We start from the raw sequence: 18,263 nt of genomic DNA, 5'->3' as shown, positions 1-18,263 counted from the left end.
CAAAAGCGCATCGTGCAGACACCTTTTGTCACATCTTACCAGCTTGCCGCCTGAGCCATGCAATAAAAGTTTTTGCCGCCGGCCGCAGAGGGAAATCGCCAGTAACAAGGTGATATCCGCTGTTTTCGGGCTCGCGAAACAGTTCGATGATTTGGCCCGACGTGATTTCTGCTTCGACAAAATGCCGCGCCGTGACGGTTACGCCCTGCCCCGCGCGCAACCCTTCCAAAAGCAGATTGCCGGGCAATGAGATTCGCCCTGCGCTTGGCCCGTGCCCGACACCACGTCGGGCCAGCCAGTTGGTTGCCTCGGTGGTGCCGAACTCTTCAAGCCAGGGCAGTTCGCTGAGCTCGTCTGGAGTCCACGACGTTTTTTCCCCCACCAGATTGCGGGCCGCGACGATCACCATAGGGCTTTGCAGCAACATTTCTGTACGGACACCGGGCCATGTGCCCGCACCATAACGGATGGCTACATCGACACCGCCGGGATCCAGGCTGACCAGTGCAGGTGACGGATCAAGCGCCAATTGGATATCCAGGTGTTCGGCCTGAAATGCAGGCAGGCGGGGCATCAGCCATGACGCGGCAAATGACGATGTCAATGATACGTGAACCGGACGATCCTGTTTGGATTGGGTCAGTTCGACCAAGGCATCGCCAATCGCACCGAACCCAAGATGCAGTGCGCGCGCCAACCTTTCACCTTCAGGCGTCAAGGTCATGGATTTGCCGGTGCGGTCCAACAGCGCAATTTCGAGGTGCTTCTCAAGCGCGCGCAATTGCTGGCTGATGGCAGCGTGGCTGACATTCAATGAGTTGCCCGCGTCCACAACATTCCGTGTCGCCGCAAAAGCGGAAAAAGCTCTGAGCGATGCGAGCGGCGGCATCTCCATCCAGTTCATATGTAAGCCCTGGTTACATATAGAAATGCTAATTGAGTCGCATTTTGCAGTCTGAAAATCAATCCTGATGACAGAAGAAACAAAACTCAGGAGATGTCAGATGCTCTCAATTCTTGCAAAGTCATTCATGATCGCTACCCAGACACATGAGTTGGATGAACCAAAATCATCGGATGGATCTGACAGACAAAAGCAACGTTGGTTGCCGGAAAGTCATTGGTGGAGGCAACACAAACGCGCCAGTTTTTCGCAATGCGACTAGCAAACCGAAGCCCGCGTCTGGACCGCCTCGCTGGTGATTTGTAAGGTAGAGAGGCAGCACCGGCTGTTCAGGAAACGCGCGAACAGATGGAACAGCCGGTGCCTCAACCTTCGGACGGCGAACCGTCCGAAGGTATTCTTTTGCGGTTACTGCCCGCCACCCAACTGGTGGACATATGCGGTGACGGCGCGGATTTGCGCTTCGGTTAGGCGGTTTTCCCACGGGGGCATCACACCAAAGCGGCTGTTGGTCACCGTTTCTGTCAGGGCTTCCTGGCTGCCGCCGTATAACCAGATCGCGTCGGTCAGGTTCGGAGCACCTTGTGTGACGTCACCCTTGCCGTCTTCGCCATGGCAAGCCGAGCAGTTGTCCTCAAATACAACCTTGCCCGCCTGCGCCGCCGCGTCGTCGCTTTGCGCATTGGTCAGAGACATGACGTATTGTACGACCTGGGTGACCTCTTCTTTTTCGAGTATTTCACCAAAGGCTGGCATCTCGGAATAGCGCGCGTCGTCGCTTTCTTCATTCCGAATACCATAGGCAATGGTGGTCTCGATATCTTCCAGCGAACCGCCCCAGAGCCATGCGTCGTCCAGCAGGTTCGGGAAACCCGGCGCACCCTGCGCGCCCGAACCGTGGCACTGCGCGCACCATGTCCGGAACACCGCACCGCCCGCGTTGACCGCGTATTGCTGCAGCTCGGGATCTTTCGAGACATCCTCAAGCGAGGTTTCAACCAGTTTGGCGTTCCACGGCGCGTTCGCTTCTTCGAAAGAAACGATCTCTTCCTGCACCAATTCTCGCGATGACCAGCCAAGAACACCGGCGGTTGCGGACTGAACCAGCGGCCAGGCCGGATACATGATTGTGTATATCACGCCCCAGATAATGGTGACATAAAAGGTCCAAAGCCACCAGCGCGGCATGGGATTGTCGAACTCTTCGATGCCATCCCAGGAGTGTCCGGTTGTGTTTGGATCGCCCGGCTGTTTTTCAGGTATCTTGCTCATTGCCGCGCCTCCTTGGATGTGGCGGGTTTGTCGCCCCAACGGGGCGCAGCTGTTTCGTCGCCTCTAAGGGGCGCAGGGGCATCTTCGTGCCGGAACGGGATGTTGGCGGTGTCCTTGTATTCTTTGCTGGCTCCGGGACGGAAAACCCAGATCACGATGCCAACAAAGAAGACAAACAGTACCAACAGCATCCAGCTATCCGCGAATTGCCTCAGGATTGTGTATTCTTCCATCACACCCTCCTTTAGCGGCTCGGGTCTGGGGTGAAGGTCGAGAAATCGACCAGTGTTCCCAGCATCTGCAGATAAGCAACCAACGCATCGGCTTCGGTCAGTTCCGGCTGACCGTCGAAGTTTCGAATGCTGACCTTGTCACCGTACCGTTCCAGCAGACCATCATAGTCGCTGTCCGGGTCGGCCTGCGCTCGGAAGTCGGCCTGTGCGTTTGCCAGCATCTCTTCGGTATAGGGCGTGCCCACGACGGCATTCGCCGCCATAACATCACCGATATACTTGCCGTCGATCTTGCGATGCTCGAGGAAGCCGTATTTCGGCATCACCGATTCAGGGACCACCGACTGCGGGTCACGCAGGTGATCCACGTGCCACTGGTCGGAATAGCGGCCACCGACACGGGCCAGATCAGGACCGGTACGCTTGGACCCCCATTGGAACGGGTGGTCATACATCGATTCAGCCGCCAGCGAGTAGTGGCCATAGCGTTCGACCTCGTCCCGCATCGGGCGGATCATCTGGCTGTGGCAGGTATAGCAGCCTTCGCGGATGTAAATATCACGGCCCGCCATTTCGAGAGGGGTGTAAGGGCGCATGCCCTCCACCTTCTCAATGGTGTTCTCAAGATAGAACAGCGGGGTGATCTGCACGATGCCACCGATGGTCACGACCAAAAAGCTGAAGATCAGCAGGAGGGTCGCGTTGGTCTCGAGGATCTTATGTTTGTCGAGAATTGCCATTGCTCCGGCCCTCCTATTCAGCCGGGACCGCGACGGTCAGGCTGGCCTCTTTGGCCGGCGCTTTCCGCACAGTCATCCACAGGTTGTAGCACATGATCAACGCGCCAGCGACGAACATCACGCCACCCAAAGCACGCACCACATACATCGGGAACTTAGCAGCCACGGTGTCAGCGAACGAGTTCACCAGGAAGCCGTTTGCATCCACTTCACGCCACATCAGGCCTTCCATGATACCGGTGACCCACATCGACGCGGCGTACAGAACGATACCGATGGTGGCGAGCCAGAAGTGCCAGCTGACCATCTGCAGCGAATACAGACGCTCACGCTTCCACAGCACAGGCACCAGGAAGTACAGCGCACCAAAGGTGATCATGCCGTTCCAACCCAGCGCGCCCGAGTGTACGTGACCAATGGTCCAGTCGGTGTAGTGGCTGAGGCTGTTGACCGCGCGGATCGACATCATCGGGCCTTCAAAGGTGGACATGCCGTAGAAGCCGACCGAGATCACCATCATCCGGATCACCGGGTCAGTACGCAGCTTGTCCCATGCGCCCGACAGGGTCATCAGGCCGTTGATCATGCCACCCCAGGACGGCATCCACAGGATGATCGAGAACACCATGCCCAGCGTCGACGCCCAATCCGGCAGCGCGGTATAGTGCAGGTGGTGCGGACCGGCCCAGATATACAGGAAGATCAGCGCCCAAAAGTGGATGATCGACAGCTTGTAACTGAACACCGGACGCTCGGCCTGTTTTGGGATGAAGTAATACATCATGCCCAGGAAGCCCGCAGTCAGGAAAAAGCCCACGGCGTTGTGGCCATACCACCACTGGATCATGGCGTCTTGTACACCCGACCAGACGATGACCGATTTAGAACCCCAGATGCTGACGGGGACGGTCATGTTATTAACCAGATGCAGCATGGCGACTGTGACGATAAAGGCCAGATAGAACCAGTTTGCCACGTAGATGTGGGGTTCTTTCCGTTTGACGATCGTCCCCAGATAGACGGCCAGATAGGCCACCCAAACGATGGTCAGCCAAAGGTCAACATACCATTCGGGTTCAGCGTATTCCTTGGACTGGGTCCCGCCCAGAACGTAGCCGGTTGCGGCGAGCACGATGAACAGCTGATAGCCCCAGAACACAAACCATGCCAGATTTCCGCCCCAAAGGCGCGCGGCGCTTGTGCGCTGTACGACATAGAACGATGTCGCGATTAGCGCGTTGCCGCCAAAGGCAAAAATCACCGCGGAGGTGTGCAGCGGGCGCAAACGGCCAAAGTTCAGATAACCTTGCGCCCATTCGAAGTTCAGCACAGGAAAAGCGAGCTGAAAGGCGATAAAAGTCCCCGCAAGGAACCCGACCACCCCCCAGAAGGCAGTTGCGATCACGCCATAGCGGATCACGTCATCCATGTACTCGGCTGAACGGTCGACGAGGATATCTGGCTCATCCGTATTTCTCAGCGTCCAGATGAACAACCCACCGGCGATCAGCATCACCAGAATTGCATGCACCTGATACGCCAAATCGCGTGCGTAATTGGTTCCGATCGCCGCGAATATCGCGATCAGACCAAGCACGATCAGCTTGATGTAATTTGACATATTGCGTCCCTTTGCCATGCCCCGCGCGATTCTTATTTGTCGCGGAACCCTTTTGACTGGCCGTTGTTTTGTCCGACAGCGGCCAATCTTGCTTTGATCTGTATCAAAACATTAACCTGAAATCTGTGACAATCCTAAGCCTTAGACTGAGCTGCGTAGCCGCAGGTGTCTCAGCCCCGAAGACAAGAGGTCAAAATGGCGTACAAATCTCTTCTCACAGTCGTAACCGACTCGGAACAATCACAATCGGCGTTGGCGCAAATGGCTGCACTGGCAAATGCACAGGATGCGCATGCCGAAGCGCTATGCCTTGGCGTCGATCGCAGCCAAGCGGGCTATTACTATGCAGGCGCCAATGCGCTGGTCCTGCAAGAAACGCTGAGCCGTGCCAATGCAGACGCAGAGGAGCTGCTGACGCACACACAGGAATATCTGGGCAAATCCGGTATTCGCTGGTCTGCCGAAAGCGGGGTCGCTCAGATCGCCGATATTGGTCGACACGTGGCGCATCGTGCCAGGTTCTCGGATCTGGTCGTTCTGCCGCAACCCTATGGCAAAGACCGCAGCGCCGAGGCTGAGCCTATTGTCGAAGCCGCCATGTTCGAAGGTCACGCACCCATTCTGGTTACGCCGGATAACACACCGCCATTCGAGCGACCCGGCACTATCATGATCGGATGGAATGAAAGTGTCGAAGCCATGCGCGCCATCCGATGCGCCCTGCCCTTTCTGACGCAAGCCGATCTGGTTCGGATTGTCGTTATAGACCCGCCGCGCCACGGTCCTGACCGCTCTGATCCCGGCGGGCTATTGTCTCAGATGCTGGCCCGGCACGGGACCAAGTGTGAGATCGACGTGCTCAGCAAAACCATGCCCCGTGTGTCAGACATCCTGAACAGGCACGCCGCCGACAGCGAAGCGGACATGATCGTCATGGGCGCTTACGGCCATTCAAGATTCCGCGAAGCCATCCTGGGCGGGGCAACCCGCAACATGTTGGAACAAGCCTCGGTACCAGTGTTTCTGGCACACTGACTGTAAGTTTTTCCGATTCGGGGGGCCATCCGTTCGAACGGGTGGCCTATACGCGTTTTATGAGACCAATCACAAACAACAGTATGACCGCGCCGATGGTTGCGAAGAGTATCGCCGAAAACACACCCCCACCGACCGAAAAACCCAGCGCCGGGAAAATCAAGCCTGCAAGAAAGGCGCCCACGATTCCGACTATGATATTTCCGATCAGGCCGAATCCTCGACCTTCCATGATTTTGCCCGACAGCCATCCGGCGATCGCACCGATGACAAGCATTGCCAAAATGCTACTGAATTCCATGCCTTGCTCCTGCGTGGTTCATTCACAGGTTCAGTAAATCACGACTGCACGCAGCAGAACAGGCTTAAACCAGAAAACCGCCATCCGAGTCGTCGCCGGCCTCGTCCATCAGGCGCCGCATGTCGGGGATTGTCACGTGGCGTTTGCCTTCCAACTCGATAACCCCTTCTTTCTTCAGGGCCGAAATCTGGCGACTTACGGTTTCAAGGGTTAATCCCAGATAATCTGCCATAGCCTCACGCGTCAGCGGCAGGTCAAAGACAATCGGGCCAGGTTTTTGCTTGGGCGCAATTGAAGCATCCCGCCGGGCAATGATTGACAGCAGGCTTGCAATCTTCTCGCGCGCGGTTTTGCGCCCGAGAACCAACATCCATTCACGCGCCGCGTCCAGCTCATCCAGCGTCATCTGCAGCAGTCGATGGGCGATGTGCGGCGTGTTGCCCATCAGGGTTTCGAACGGTTTCTTGCGAAAACAGCACATGACCAAATCGGTTGTGGCCAACACGTCGTAGGGCGCTGTTTCCCGACCGGGTCGTCCGACAAAATCGCTGGGCAATAGCAGGCCGACCATTTGCGTCCGACCATCTTCCATCGTCTGGGTCAACGAGGCGATGCCCGACACGACAGAGCCCACAAAATTCATCTGATCCCCCGACCAGATAACCGTTTGGCCCGCCTCAAAGGTCCGGTAATACTTGATGCCTTCAAGCTCTTCCAATTCATCGACATCACAATGTGCACAGACGGCTCGGTGCCGAATGGGGCAGTCCGAACAGTTGGTATGGTCAAATTGCGCTTTTAACATCGTTCGCGGTTCCACTTGATCTCGGTCAAGGCTTCATAGACGGCCGTGGCTTAACGGTATCGGTATGATAGTGAAACCGCAATTGGCACAGCTTGGACTATTTGACGCGAAAGTCCCGCGTTACACAAGCTATCCCACCGCCCCACATTTCAGCAACGATGTCGGGCAAAGTCTTTTTGGCGACTGGATTTCCGGGATTAAGCCCGGCAGTTCCGTGTCACTGTACGTCCACGTCCCGTTCTGCCGCAGGCTGTGTTGGTTCTGCGCTTGCCGGACGCAAGGCACCCAGACCGACAACCCGGTGATCGCCTATGTGGATGTCCTCAAGGCCGAGTTGGACCTGCTGGCCGCCCACCTTCCTGCGGGGGCAATCCTTTCGCGCCTGCATTGGGGCGGTGGTACTCCCACCCTGCTGAACCCCGATCTGATGCGCGATCTGGCCGCCCGGATTCTTGAGATTGTCCCACTGGGTTCGGATGCAGAGTTCTCGGTGGAAATCGACCCGAACGAGATTGACGAGGGTCGGCTCGATGCATTGGCCGAGGCCGGCATGAACCGTGCGTCTATCGGCGTGCAGGATTTCGACGACGAAATTCAGAAAACCATCGGACGCATCCAAAGTTACGACACCACTCGCAAGGCCATAGAAATGATCCGCGCGCGCGGCATTGCCAGCCTGAATGCCGATATTCTGTATGGTCTGCCGCACCAGACCAAGGCGCGGATGACTGAAAGCGTGCAGAAATTGCTGTCGCTCAGCCCGGACCGGGTGGCATTGTACGGGTATGCGCATGTGCCGTGGATGGCCAAGCGGCAACAGCTGATCCCGACGGATGCCCTGCCCACACCCGAAGACCGCCTGGATCTGTTCGATACGGCCCGGCGCCTGTTCCTGTGGGACAAGTATGCCGAAATCGGCATTGATCACTTTGCCACGCAGGATGACGGGCTGACGCACGCACTGAACACGGGAAGGCTAAAACGCAACTTTCAGGGCTACACCGACGATCAGTCCGACGTTCTGATTGGAATTGGTGCAAGCTCGATCTCGCGATTCCCGCAAGGATATGCCCAGAACGCACCGGCAACGTCGGCGCATACCAAAGCGATCCGCGAAGGTCGGTTCTCAATATCCCGTGGGCACTTATTCAAAGGTCAAGACATCTTGCGCGCCCGATTGATCGAAGCGTTGATGTGCGATTTCCGTATAGATACTGCCGAAATTCTGCGCGACCACAACATCACCGCCGCGGAATTGCAGGGGATGTACCAGACCGCAAACGCAACTTTCGACGGGTTGCTAAGCGTCTCTGAAGACGGCCTGTTCATCCCGCCTGAGGCGCGCGCGCTGACCCGGATGATCGCCCGCACCTTTGACGCCTATGATCTGAGCAAGGCGGGACATAGCTCGGCGATCTGATACCGACGCAGGACAGGACTTGACGCGGAGGGTGGGTTTTCCCCACACTTGTAGGGCGGGTGGAAATCCGCCCCGTGCCTGAGGCAGGCAGAGTACCAGACAGTATGTGCCGACGCGTTCGCGCTCGACCGCCTTTTTCGTGCAGCCGTTCTGCAACTTGAAAGAGGGACTGCATTCATGCGCGTTTTTTCTGTCCTCGGCCCCAGCCACTCGGGCAAAACAACACTGGTCGAGGCCATCAGTCGCCTTGATGGCCGGCCAACCACATTCGACGTTTCCGGAACCGTGCATTTGCACGGTTTTTCTTACTTGGACGAACCCTGGTGTGCCATTGACGTGAATGGCGGCAGCGACACAATGGCATATGTCGGTCCTGCCATGGCGATCTCGGATGCTGCTGTCGTTGTCGTACCGCCCGACCCGGACGCCGCCGTGCTGTGCGCCCCGTATCTGCGGCTGGTCGAAGAGGCAGGTATCCCCTGCTTTCTGTTTATCAACCGCATGGACACCCCAAATGGACGCATCCGCGATATTATCGCCGCCCTGCAGACCTACTGTACGCAACATATTGCCCTGCGGCAGGTGCCAATCCGCGATGGCGAGGCGATCATCGGCGCGGTCGACCTGATCTCGGAGCGGGCATGGAAGTATCAGGAAGGGCAACCCTCGGCCCTGATCGAACTTCCGCAGTCCGTCGAAGACCGGGAACAGGAAGCCCGAACCGAATTGCTGGAGACGCTTTCCGATTTCGATGATCATCTGCTGGAACAACTGATCGAGGACAAACAGCCGCCCAGCGCAGAAATCTATGATCTGGCCGCGCAGGTTCTGCAAAACCACCAGTTGATCCCGGCTTGCCTGGGGTCTGCCAGCCACGGCAACGGGCTGACCCGTTTGATGAAAGCGCTTCGTCACGAAGCCCCTGAATTCAATATCGCCGCCGGGCGGGACGAAGCAGCCGAAGACGCGCGCGCAATTGCCGGGTTCGCGGATGTCAAAAAGCACATCGGAAAAATCATCGTGCTGCGCGGTCTGGGCAAGGGCGTCAAAGCGCATGAAGCTTTAGGCGGCGAAACGGTTGGCAACCTGACGACACTGGACGCAAAAACACAAATCTCGGAATTGGAAGCTGGTCAGATCGGGCTGGCTGTGAAATCCGACCACCTCAACCCCGGCAACCTGTATGACAGTACCGGAGCCACACCGCTACCGGAGTGGGCCGAGGCCCATCCGGCCGCCCACCGGCAAATTGTGTCGCCGGCACATGAGCGTGACGATGTACGCCTGTCCAACGCGCTATCCCGACTGGTCGAGATTGACCCCGGACTGCACCTGCAGCACGATGAACTGAGCGGTCATGCCGTTCTGGGATCGCAAGGGCCTCAGCATATGCGCCGGGTCAGCGCCAAGCTGGCTGAAGACTTCGGTATCGAGATTGAGACCCAGACGGTTGAGACGGCCTATCGCGAGACCATCCGCGCACCGATCGAACATCGTCATCGCCACCGCAAACAATCCGGCGGCGCAGGACAATTTGCCGATGTGGTGATCTCGATCGCACCGACCCCACGTGGGGCCGGGTTCGAATTCGAAGAGATCGTCAAAGGGGGCGCCGTGCCCAGAAACTATATCCCTTCGGTCGAACACGGGGCCAAGGATGCGCTGGTGCAGGGGCCTGAAGGGTTCCCGGTTGTGGATGTCAAAGTCACGCTCAGCGATGGCAAGCATCACAACGTCGACAGTTCCGACTATGCGTTCCGCACTGCGGGCAAGAACGCGGTTCGAGAGGCTTTGCCGCAGGCGAAACCGGTGGTCCTGCAACCCATCCTGAACGCCGAAATCCACTTGCCCTCGGATTTCGTGGGCGACCTGGTGCCTACGATCAGTTCGCTGCAGGGTCAGGTTCTGGGCTTTGAAGGCAATCCCAACGCGTCTGGATGGGAGATTTTCAATGCCCAACTGCCTGCTGTGGCCGAAGACGAGTTACACCGTACCCTCGCCAGCGCGACACGCGGCACTGGGTGGGTGAAACTGCAATTCGACCATTACGAAGAGCTTCGCGGCCCGGTTCCAAAATCCGCGGCACGCGAAACAGCGAATGCCTGAAAGCCCCGGGCGGGCTGGTTTCAGCCCGCCGCCGCTATCAGTTCGCGGGTATAGTCTGTCTGGGCGTTTTCAAAAAGGTCTTCGGCCGCGCCCATTTCGATGACGTCACCGTTTCGCATGACAATCACATTGTGGGACATCGCACGCACAACTTTTAGATCGTGGCTGATAAACAGGTAGGCCAGCCCGTATTTGCGCTGCAAATCGCGCAACAGGTCGACGATCTGAACCTGCACAGTCATGTCCAGGGCGCTGGTCGGTTCATCCAGAACCAGCAACTTTGGCCTGAGGACCATGGCTCGTGCAATGGCAATACGCTGACGCTGCCCGCCCGAGAATTCGTGCGGATAGCGGTCCATCGCAGCCGGGTCCAAGCCCACTTCGGTCATCACTTCGGTCACCAGCTCCCGTGGCGAGCGGTGCGGGTCGACCTTGTGGATCGCCAGCCCCTCGGCAATGATCTGCTGGCAGGTCATCCGGGGACTGAGGCTTCCGAATGGGTCCTGAAACACAATCTGCATGTCCTTGCGCAAGCGCCGCAACTCTCGCGTCGACCAGCGGCGTACATCCTGATCGCGGAAGGTTATCGCACCTTCGGACGCAATCAACCGCATGATCGCCAGCGCCAGCGTTGTCTTACCCGAGCCGCTTTCGCCCACAATCCCTAAGGTTTCACCGGCGCGTACGCTGAGCGTTGCATCGTTCACCGCCTTCACATGGCCAACTGTGCGTTTCAGGAACCCGCGCTGGATCGGGAACCAGACCTTAAGATGATCGGTGCGCGCCACTTCTTCGGCGTCGGGTGCCACAGGATCGGGATGACCGGATGGTTCCGCCGCCAGCAGCTTGCGGGTGTAGGGGTGTTGGGGGTTGTCGAATATCTCCTGGGTCGCGCCAGTTTCGACAATCTCGCCGTCCTTCATCACACAGACCCGGTCGGCGATACGGCGCACGATCCCAAGGTCGTGGGTGATGAAAAGCATCCCCATATTCTCAGATTTCTGAAGCTCGGCCAGCAGTTCGAGGATCTGCGCCTGTATGGTCACATCCAGGGCCGTTGTCGGCTCATCCGCGATCAGGATATCGGGCTTGTTGGCAAGTGCCAGGGCGATCATGACGCGCTGGCGTTGGCCACCTGACAATTGATGCGGATAGCTGTCCAGGCGCTCCTCGGGATCGCGGATGCCAACCTTGGTCAGCAGTTCGACGATCCGGGCCCGTGCAGCATCACCTGTCAGACCCTGGTGCAGGGCCAGTGACTCGGCCATTTGTTTCTGGATCGTGTGCAGCGGGTTGAGCGAGGTCATCGGCTCCTGAAAGATGAAGCTGATATCGTTTCCGCGCACATCCATCAGGCGCTGGTCAGACGCGCCGATCATCTCCTGCCCTTCATAGGTGACCGAACCTTCGACAATCGCACTGTCACCCAGCAAAGACACTGTCGACAGCGCAGTGACTGATTTGCCGGATCCGGATTCGCCCACCAGCGCAACCGTTTCACCCCGATCCACAGTAAAGGACACGCCCTTGACTGCTGCGCTCACCTGCCCGTCCTGACGGAACGAGACCTTGAGGTTGTTCACATCCAGCAGGCTCATGAAAAGGTCTTTCTGGGATCAAATGCATCGCGCACGCCTTCGAAGATGAAGACCAGTAGCGACAGCATGATGGCAAAGGTGAAAAAGGCGGTGAAGGCCAACCAGGGTGCCTGGAGGTTCTGCTTGGCCTGCAGGGTCAACTCACCCAAAGATGGGGCCGAAGATGGCAGGCCGAAGCCCAGAAAATCCAGCGAGGCCAGGCCGCCGATGGTACCCGTAACGATGAAGGGCATGAAGGTCAGCGTAGCGACCATCGCGTTGGGCAGCATGTGGCGGAACATGATTGTCATATTGCCCACACCCAGTGCCCGCGCAGCGCGCACATATTCCAGATTTCTCGCCCGCAGGAACTCGGCGCGCACAACGCCCACAAGCCCGGTCCAGCTGAACAAGATCATCAGCGCCACAAGCAGCCAGAAACTTCGACCCAGAATGGCAAACATGATGATGATGACGTAAAGCGAAGGCGTCGCTGACCAGATCTCGATGATCCGTTGGAAGATCAGGTCCAGCCAGCCGCCAAAAAAGCCCTGAATGGCCCCGGCGAATATCCCAACCAGACTGGCCACACCCGTGACCATAAGCGTGAACAAAATCGACAGGCGGAAGCCATAAATTACACGGGCCAATACGTCGCGCTTGGTGTCATCCGTGCCCAGCAGGTTTTGTCCGTTGGGTGGCAGCGGCGCTGCACCGGGGCGATCAACACTGGTGTTGAAGGAATACGGGATCAACGGCCAGACGGCCCAGCCACGCTCGTACCCTTCTGCCTGGAATGTACCGGCCTTGATTTCGTCGATAATCCCCTCGGGATCGTCAAAACAGTCTTCGATGCCACCGCTGTCGATCAAACACTGAACCTCGGGGTCGCGATAGATCGCCTCGGTCTGGAAATCACCACCGAATTCGGTTTCCGCGTAGAAATTGAAGATCGGCGTATAAAACTCACCCCGGTATTTAACGAGGATTGGTTTGTCGTTGGCGATGAACTCGGCGAACAGAGAAAGGCCGAAAAGGACGGAAAAGACCATCAGCGACCAGAATGCACGCCCGTTACGACGAAAATTGCGCCAGCGGCGCTGGTTGAGTGGGGAAAGCGCCATTTACCCCTCCCGCTTTTCGAAATCGATGCGCGGGTCGACCAGCACATACATCAGGTCACTGATGATGCCGACAACCAACCCCATCAAGCCAAAGATGAACAGAGTGCCGAAGATCACCGGATAGTCCCGCGCAACGGCTGCCTCGAACCCCAGACGGCCGAGACCGTCAAGCGAGAAGATCGTCTCGATGATGATCGACCCCCCGAAGAAGACGCCGATGAAAACCGCCGGGAATCCGGCGATTACGATCAGCATCGCGTTGCGGAAAACATGGCCGTACAGAACCTGACTTTCGCTCAGACCCTTGGCGCGGGCGGTCATGACATATTGTTTTTTGATCTCGTCCAGGAACGAGTTCTTGGTCAGCAGAGTCAGCGTCGCAAAGGCCGAAATCGTCAGCGCGATAATCGGCAGGGCAATGTGCCAGAAGTAGTCAACGATCTTACCAAACAGGCTGAGGCTGTCCCAGTTGTCCGAGGTCAGCCCCCGGAGCGGGAATATCTGCCAATATGATCCCCCGGCAAACAGAACCAACAGCAGGATCGCAAACAAGAAGCCGGGAATAGCATAGGCTACGATGATCGCGCCACTGGTCCAGGTATCAAACTGTGACCCGTCCTTAATCGCCTTGCGAATGCCAAGCGGGATCGACACCAGATACGCGATCAACGTGGACCACAGACCCAGCGAGATCGACACCGGCATCTTCTCTAACACCAGATCGGTTACGCTGATCGACCGAAAATAGCTCTCACCAAAGTCCAGCGTCAGGTAATTGCCCATCATGTTGAGGAACCGCTCAACCGGAGGTTTGTCGAACCCGAATTCCTTTTCCAGCTCTTCGATAAACTCGGGCGGAAGGCCCCGCGCACCAATGTAGCGGTCATTCGTGCCGCCGGTCTGTTGCTCGATGTCACTGCCGCCGCCGGCGATCCCTTCGAACACATCACCGCCACCTTCCAACTGGGCGATGATCTGTTCAATCGGTCCGCCAGGAACGAACTGAACCAGCGTGAAGTTGACGATCATGATCCCAAGCAGGGTTGGGATGACCAGCAACAGTCGTCTAAGAATATATGCTCCCATGGGGGCGGATTACCTCAAGGCGCCGGAGGATTTCAACTCGGCTTCTTTCTCTTCGTTGATCCACCAGAGGTCTTCAACACCCAATGCGTAAGGCGGCAGATTTTCCGGGTATTCATACATGTCCCAATAGGCAACCCAGTGCTTGCCCAGATACCACGTGGGAACCATGATCCGCTTGGCGCGCAGGACGCGGTCCAATGCGCGGACATTTGCAAACAGTTCTTCGCTGTCTTCGGCAGAGGCAATGTTATCGATCAGCGGTTCGATATCCGGGCCATGCACACCCGACGGGTTGAAGACCGAGTAAGAGGCCGCTTCGGTTCCGAACTGCTGATACAACCCTGTCGACGGCTGCAACGACCTCGGGTACCCGCCAACAATCATGTCGAAATCACGGTCCCGGCGGCGCAAGGTGAACTGGGCGTTATCCACCCGGTTGTAGCTCGCATCAATCCCCATTGCCCGCAAATTGGCGACGAAGGGTTGAATAAGCCTGTCCAGCGTTGGCTGGTCGGACAGAAATGCAATGGACAGCACCTCGCCCTTGTCGTTGCGACGAATGCCGTCATCCCCAACAAGCCAGCCAGCTTCGTCCAGCAGTTTCATCGCCTTGCGCAAGTTGCCACGGTCATTTTGGCGGGCGGCCCGGGATTCATGCGCCGAGACGGGTTCCTCGGTCAGGATGGCAGGGTCCAGCGTGTCGCCCAATTCTTGCAACACCTCAAGCTCGCGCCCTTCGGGCAGACCGGTCGCCTCAAGATGCGTTCCTTCCCAGAACGAACTACGCTGCTGGAATAACCCATATTGCAGGCTCTCATTCGTCCATTCGAAATTATATGCCAGCTGGATAGCTTCGCGAACGCGGGGGTCCTGAAACTTTGGCCGGTCAAGGTTCATGATGAAGCCCGACGCTGACGGCACATTTCCGTCTGCCAGTTCAGCCCGCACGACAGAACCATTCGCAATTGCCGGGAAATCATAGGCCGTTGCCCAGCTTTTTGAGTTGTTTTCCTGCCGAAGGGTAAATGTGCCCGCCTTGAACCCCTCCATCGCAGCAATGGAATCGGCGAAATACTCAACGCGGATGGTGTCAAAGTTGTTGCGGCCCACATTGACGTTAACGTAGTTGCCCCAATAATCGGGGTTGCGCTTGTAGACGATGCGCCGGTTGATGTCATAATCATCCAGAACATATGGCCCCGAACCGATACCCGGATCCAGCCGCGACTTGTCCAATCGGCGGTTTTCAGGGTCTTCCTCGAACCATTTCTTAGAGAAAATCGACGTGGCCCCAACTTGAGAAATCCGGCCCCGGCGGGGGAAATCTGGCGAGAAGTAGAACTTTACACGATGGGTATCCAGCGCCTCGGCCTTGGGGATCCGTTGGCGAATTGCGTCGGCATAAGATTTCAGCCCTTGGTCCAGCAGCAGATTATGGGAAAACACCACATCCTCAGCTGTCACCGGTGTGCCGTCGGAAAACCGCGCCTCGGGGCGGATATTGAAGATCACCCACTCATAGCTTTCGGGATACTCCAGGCTTTCGGCTAGCAGGCCGTAATAGGCCGCAGGTTCATCATAGGACGGAACCAGCAGACTTTCGTAGTGATCTGCCGACCTCGCACCAGCCCGGCCCTGCCTGGTATAGGGATTAAAGCTGTCGAACGTGCCTTGCGCCGCATAGGAGAGTTCTCCACCACGTGGCGCGTCCGGGTTCACATAGTCGAAATGCGCAAAGCCTTCCGGATACTTCAAATCACCGAATTCCGAGAAACCGTGTGATTTGATGATCTTTTCCTCAGCAAAAAGCTGAGTTGCAGCGGCTGCACAGAGCAATGCCCCCAAAGCCAGAATGTGAACTAAGCGTCCGAAATCCCTTGTTCGCGCTAAAGCGGTAACTCGATTGGATTTCATGTGGTTCATCCCCTGCTCGTTGACGTCTTTAATATTGTTTGCGCCAGCTAAAAGACCAGCACTGCCAGTTCCAAGTTTAGAGTGCGTGAACACTTTGTGAAGATTTACTTAGACAAAAAAAAAAGCCGCTGCACGGGGCAGCGGCTTTTGAATGCGTCAAAACTGAGCGAAAGATCAGTTGATGGTCTGCAGATAGGCAATCAGGTCGGCCCGTTCCTGCGGTTTTTTCAGACCCGCAAAGCTCATGGATGTACCTGAGATATAGGCACTGGGGCGGGTCAGGAACGCATCCAGCGCTTCAGGTGTCCAATTGCCGCCATGGGCTTGCATCGAAGCTGAGTAGCCAGTGAAACCTTTGGCTGAAGCAACCGGGCGATCCACGATTGCAAACAGGTAGGGGCCAGTGCCGTTGGCGCCGTCTTCCAGCTTGTGGCAGGCAGTACACTTGCGGAAAACCCGCGCGCCCTTGTCCGGGTCTGCGGCGGCCAACATATCTTCGAACACCACTTCTTCGCCGTCAGCGCTTTCACCGGAGCTTTCGGTTTCGATAATATACGAGGCCGTCTCACCATGCCCATCCGCATGGTAAAGCACTTCGGCACCCCATTTGGCCAAAAGCAGCACCAGGAAGGTGCCAAACAGGCCTGCTGCGGCCTTGGTAACTGTCATCGTGTCGAACATTGATCGCGAGTCCATTTCAGCTGTCTGCGGGGTGTCTAAGGCTTCCCCTTACAAGAGGCAAGGTATAGACACCGCGACTAAACGCCCAATTATCGAACTTGTTGCACGGAATCGACCAAATGACCAAACGTATTGCATTTCAGGGAGAACCCGGCGCCTACAGCCACGAGGCCTGCCGTAATGCCCGCCCCGATATGGAGGCCCTGCCCTGCCGGACTTTCGAAGATGTGATCGAATCGGTGCGCGCAGGTGAGGCTGAATTGGCAATGCTGCCGGTCGAAAACACCACGTACGGCCGGGTCGCCGATATCCACCGTTTGCTTCCCCACAGCGGGTTGCACATCATCGAAGAAGCGTTCGTGCGCGTTCACATCAACCTTCTTGCCGTTCCAGGGGCCAAAATCGAGGATGTCACCGAGGCACACTCGCACCTGGTTCTGCTACCGCAATGCGCCGGGTTTTTGAAAGAACACAACATCAAGGGACGTGTCAGCCCCGACAACGCGCGTGCGGCCCGCGAGGTCTCGGAACAAGGCGAGGTGCATTCAGCAGCATTGGCCAGCGAGTTGGCCGGCGAAATCTACGGCTTGAACGTACTGGCCCGACACATTGAAGACCGCGACAACAACACCACGCGCTTTCTGGTGATGTCACAGCAGGCCGACATGTCACGCCGCGGAGAACACGGCATGATCACCAGTTTTGTTTTTCAGGTACGCAACATTCCGGCTGCGCTTTACAAGGCGATGGGTGGGTTTGCGACCAACGGCATCAACATGACCAAGCTGGAAAGCTACATGGTCGATGGGTCGTTCACTGCGACCCAGTTTTATGCCGATATCGTGGGCCACCCGGACGACAGGAACGTACAGCTGGCGATGGAAGAACTGGAACACTTCACCACGAATGTCGAGATTTTGGGCGTCTACCCAGCGGCTCAACCGCGCGGCTGAAGCGACCTCGGCTCAAATCACGCAAAAGCTTTTGCACTGGGCACCCTCGTGCTCCCGATAATCCACAAAGCCCATCGCCGAATAATAGGCCAATCCTTCGGCGTTTGTGGCCGAAATGGTCGCATCAATGGCCGGTAGGCCACTTTCCCGTGCCGCCAAGAGTGTTGCATGAAACAGGGCGCGCCCGACACCGCGCCGGGCGGCCGACGGGCGAATATGCGTTCCAATGACGCCCCACCCGACCGGAGCACCATATGGGTTGTTTTCAACCGCCCATTTCAGTGATTGAAATCCCAGGACCTCTTCTCCCTGAACAGCGACGGAACATCTGATCCGGTCGGGGTCGGCCACGTAATGCTCGCGGGCAAAATCAACGTCGCAGCGCTTGCTACGCTTTCCGGCCGCTGCGATGTCCTGCAGTACCTCTGAGATACCTTGGGCATCCGTCAAAACCGCCTTACGAACAATAAAACTATCCATCTCGTTCTCAC

Annotated in this window: 17 protein-coding genes; 4 read left to right on the top strand and 13 right to left on the bottom strand. The window is 57.2% G+C overall.

Annotated features, from left to right (window positions below; translation table 11 throughout):
• Positions 1-28 precede the first annotated feature (28 nt).
• From DHN12_RS16440 to ccoN, 5 genes are all read right to left on the bottom strand, one after another.
• Positions 29-904 carry a LysR family transcriptional regulator gene (locus tag DHN12_RS16440; RefSeq protein WP_108861185.1) on the bottom strand — a complete coding sequence of 292 codons (876 nt, stop codon included), beginning with the start codon at positions 902-904 and terminating at the stop codon, positions 29-31.
• Positions 905-1,312: 408 nt separating this feature from the next.
• A complete protein-coding gene (gene ccoP / locus DHN12_RS16435; protein WP_108861184.1) occupies positions 1,313-2,176 on the bottom strand; it encodes a cytochrome-c oxidase, cbb3-type subunit III in 864 nt (287 codons plus the stop codon).
• Complete coding sequence (locus DHN12_RS16430) at positions 2,173-2,409, bottom strand: cbb3-type cytochrome c oxidase subunit 3 (protein ID WP_108861183.1); 237 nt, start codon at positions 2,407-2,409, stop codon at positions 2,173-2,175. The genes ccoP and DHN12_RS16430 overlap by 4 nt, the downstream gene beginning before the upstream one ends.
• 11 nt (positions 2,410-2,420) lie before the next feature.
• Positions 2,421-3,149, bottom strand: a complete 729-nt coding sequence (gene ccoO / locus DHN12_RS16425) for a cytochrome-c oxidase, cbb3-type subunit II (protein ID WP_058272496.1) — start codon at positions 3,147-3,149, stop codon at positions 2,421-2,423.
• A gap of 13 nt (positions 3,150-3,162) precedes the next feature.
• The gene (gene ccoN / locus DHN12_RS16420) at positions 3,163-4,770 is read right to left on the bottom strand and encodes a cytochrome-c oxidase, cbb3-type subunit I (RefSeq protein WP_108861216.1); all 1,608 of its coding nucleotides are present in this window, start codon (positions 4,768-4,770) and stop codon (positions 3,163-3,165) included.
• A gap of 195 nt (positions 4,771-4,965) precedes the next feature.
• Between ccoN and DHN12_RS16415 the strand changes: the two genes are divergently transcribed.
• The gene (locus DHN12_RS16415; protein ID WP_108861182.1) at positions 4,966-5,805 is read left to right on the top strand and encodes a universal stress protein; all 840 of its coding nucleotides are present in this window, start codon (positions 4,966-4,968) and stop codon (positions 5,803-5,805) included.
• Between the two features lie 46 nt (positions 5,806-5,851).
• Here DHN12_RS16415 and DHN12_RS16410 read toward each other — a convergent pair whose 3' ends face one another.
• Complete coding sequence (locus tag DHN12_RS16410; RefSeq protein ID WP_058272498.1) at positions 5,852-6,106, bottom strand: GlsB/YeaQ/YmgE family stress response membrane protein; 255 nt, start codon at positions 6,104-6,106, stop codon at positions 5,852-5,854.
• 64 nt (positions 6,107-6,170) lie between these two features.
• Positions 6,171-6,911, bottom strand: coding sequence for a transcriptional regulator FnrL (gene fnrL, locus DHN12_RS16405; RefSeq protein ID WP_108861181.1), 741 nt, complete (start codon positions 6,909-6,911; stop codon positions 6,171-6,173).
• Positions 6,912-6,975: 64 nt separating this feature from the next.
• Between fnrL and hemN the strand changes: the two genes are divergently transcribed.
• A complete protein-coding gene (hemN, locus tag DHN12_RS16400) occupies positions 6,976-8,331 on the top strand; it encodes an oxygen-independent coproporphyrinogen III oxidase (protein WP_108861180.1) in 1,356 nt (451 codons plus the stop codon).
• Positions 8,332-8,508: 177 nt separating this feature from the next.
• Positions 8,509-10,437, top strand: a complete 1,929-nt coding sequence (locus DHN12_RS16395) for an elongation factor G (RefSeq protein WP_108861179.1) — start codon at positions 8,509-8,511, stop codon at positions 10,435-10,437.
• Between the two features lie 20 nt (positions 10,438-10,457).
• On the opposite strand, the gene DHN12_RS16390 is transcribed toward DHN12_RS16395, so the two are convergent.
• From DHN12_RS16390 to DHN12_RS16370, 5 genes are all read right to left on the bottom strand, one after another.
• Positions 10,458-12,035, bottom strand: coding sequence for an ABC transporter ATP-binding protein (locus DHN12_RS16390; RefSeq protein WP_108861178.1), 1,578 nt, complete (start codon positions 12,033-12,035; stop codon positions 10,458-10,460).
• Complete coding sequence (locus tag DHN12_RS16385) at positions 12,032-13,138, bottom strand: ABC transporter permease (protein WP_108861177.1); 1,107 nt, start codon at positions 13,136-13,138, stop codon at positions 12,032-12,034. Before DHN12_RS16385 ends, DHN12_RS16390 begins: the two co-directional genes overlap by 4 nt.
• Complete coding sequence (locus tag DHN12_RS16380; RefSeq protein WP_058279808.1) at positions 13,139-14,224, bottom strand: microcin C ABC transporter permease YejB; 1,086 nt, start codon at positions 14,222-14,224, stop codon at positions 13,139-13,141.
• Positions 14,225-14,233: 9 nt separating this feature from the next.
• Positions 14,234-16,138 (bottom strand): extracellular solute-binding protein, encoded by a 1,905-nt coding sequence (locus DHN12_RS16375; RefSeq protein WP_108861215.1) that lies wholly within the window; start codon positions 16,136-16,138, stop codon positions 14,234-14,236.
• A 174-nt stretch (positions 16,139-16,312) separates the two neighbouring features.
• Positions 16,313-16,819 carry a cytochrome c family protein gene (locus DHN12_RS16370; RefSeq protein ID WP_058272647.1) on the bottom strand — a complete coding sequence of 169 codons (507 nt, stop codon included), beginning with the start codon at positions 16,817-16,819 and terminating at the stop codon, positions 16,313-16,315.
• Between the two features lie 119 nt (positions 16,820-16,938).
• Between DHN12_RS16370 and DHN12_RS16365 the strand changes: the two genes are divergently transcribed.
• Positions 16,939-17,772 (top strand): prephenate dehydratase, encoded by an 834-nt coding sequence (locus DHN12_RS16365; RefSeq protein ID WP_058279807.1) that lies wholly within the window; start codon positions 16,939-16,941, stop codon positions 17,770-17,772.
• Positions 17,773-17,784: 12 nt separating this feature from the next.
• Here the strand turns inward: DHN12_RS16365 and DHN12_RS16360 are convergent, their stop codons facing one another.
• The gene (locus DHN12_RS16360; RefSeq protein WP_108861176.1) at positions 17,785-18,252 is read right to left on the bottom strand and encodes a GNAT family N-acetyltransferase; all 468 of its coding nucleotides are present in this window, start codon (positions 18,250-18,252) and stop codon (positions 17,785-17,787) included.
• Positions 18,253-18,263: the final 11 nt, after the last annotated feature.

Origin of the sequence: Ruegeria sp. Alg231-54, from assembly GCF_900143525.1 — a bacterium.
In the GTDB taxonomy this organism is placed as follows: Bacteria; Pseudomonadota; Alphaproteobacteria; order Rhodobacterales; family Rhodobacteraceae; genus Ruegeria.
The sequence above is the reverse complement of the archived record's forward strand: the minus strand, read 5'-3'. Positions and strand labels throughout refer to the sequence as shown.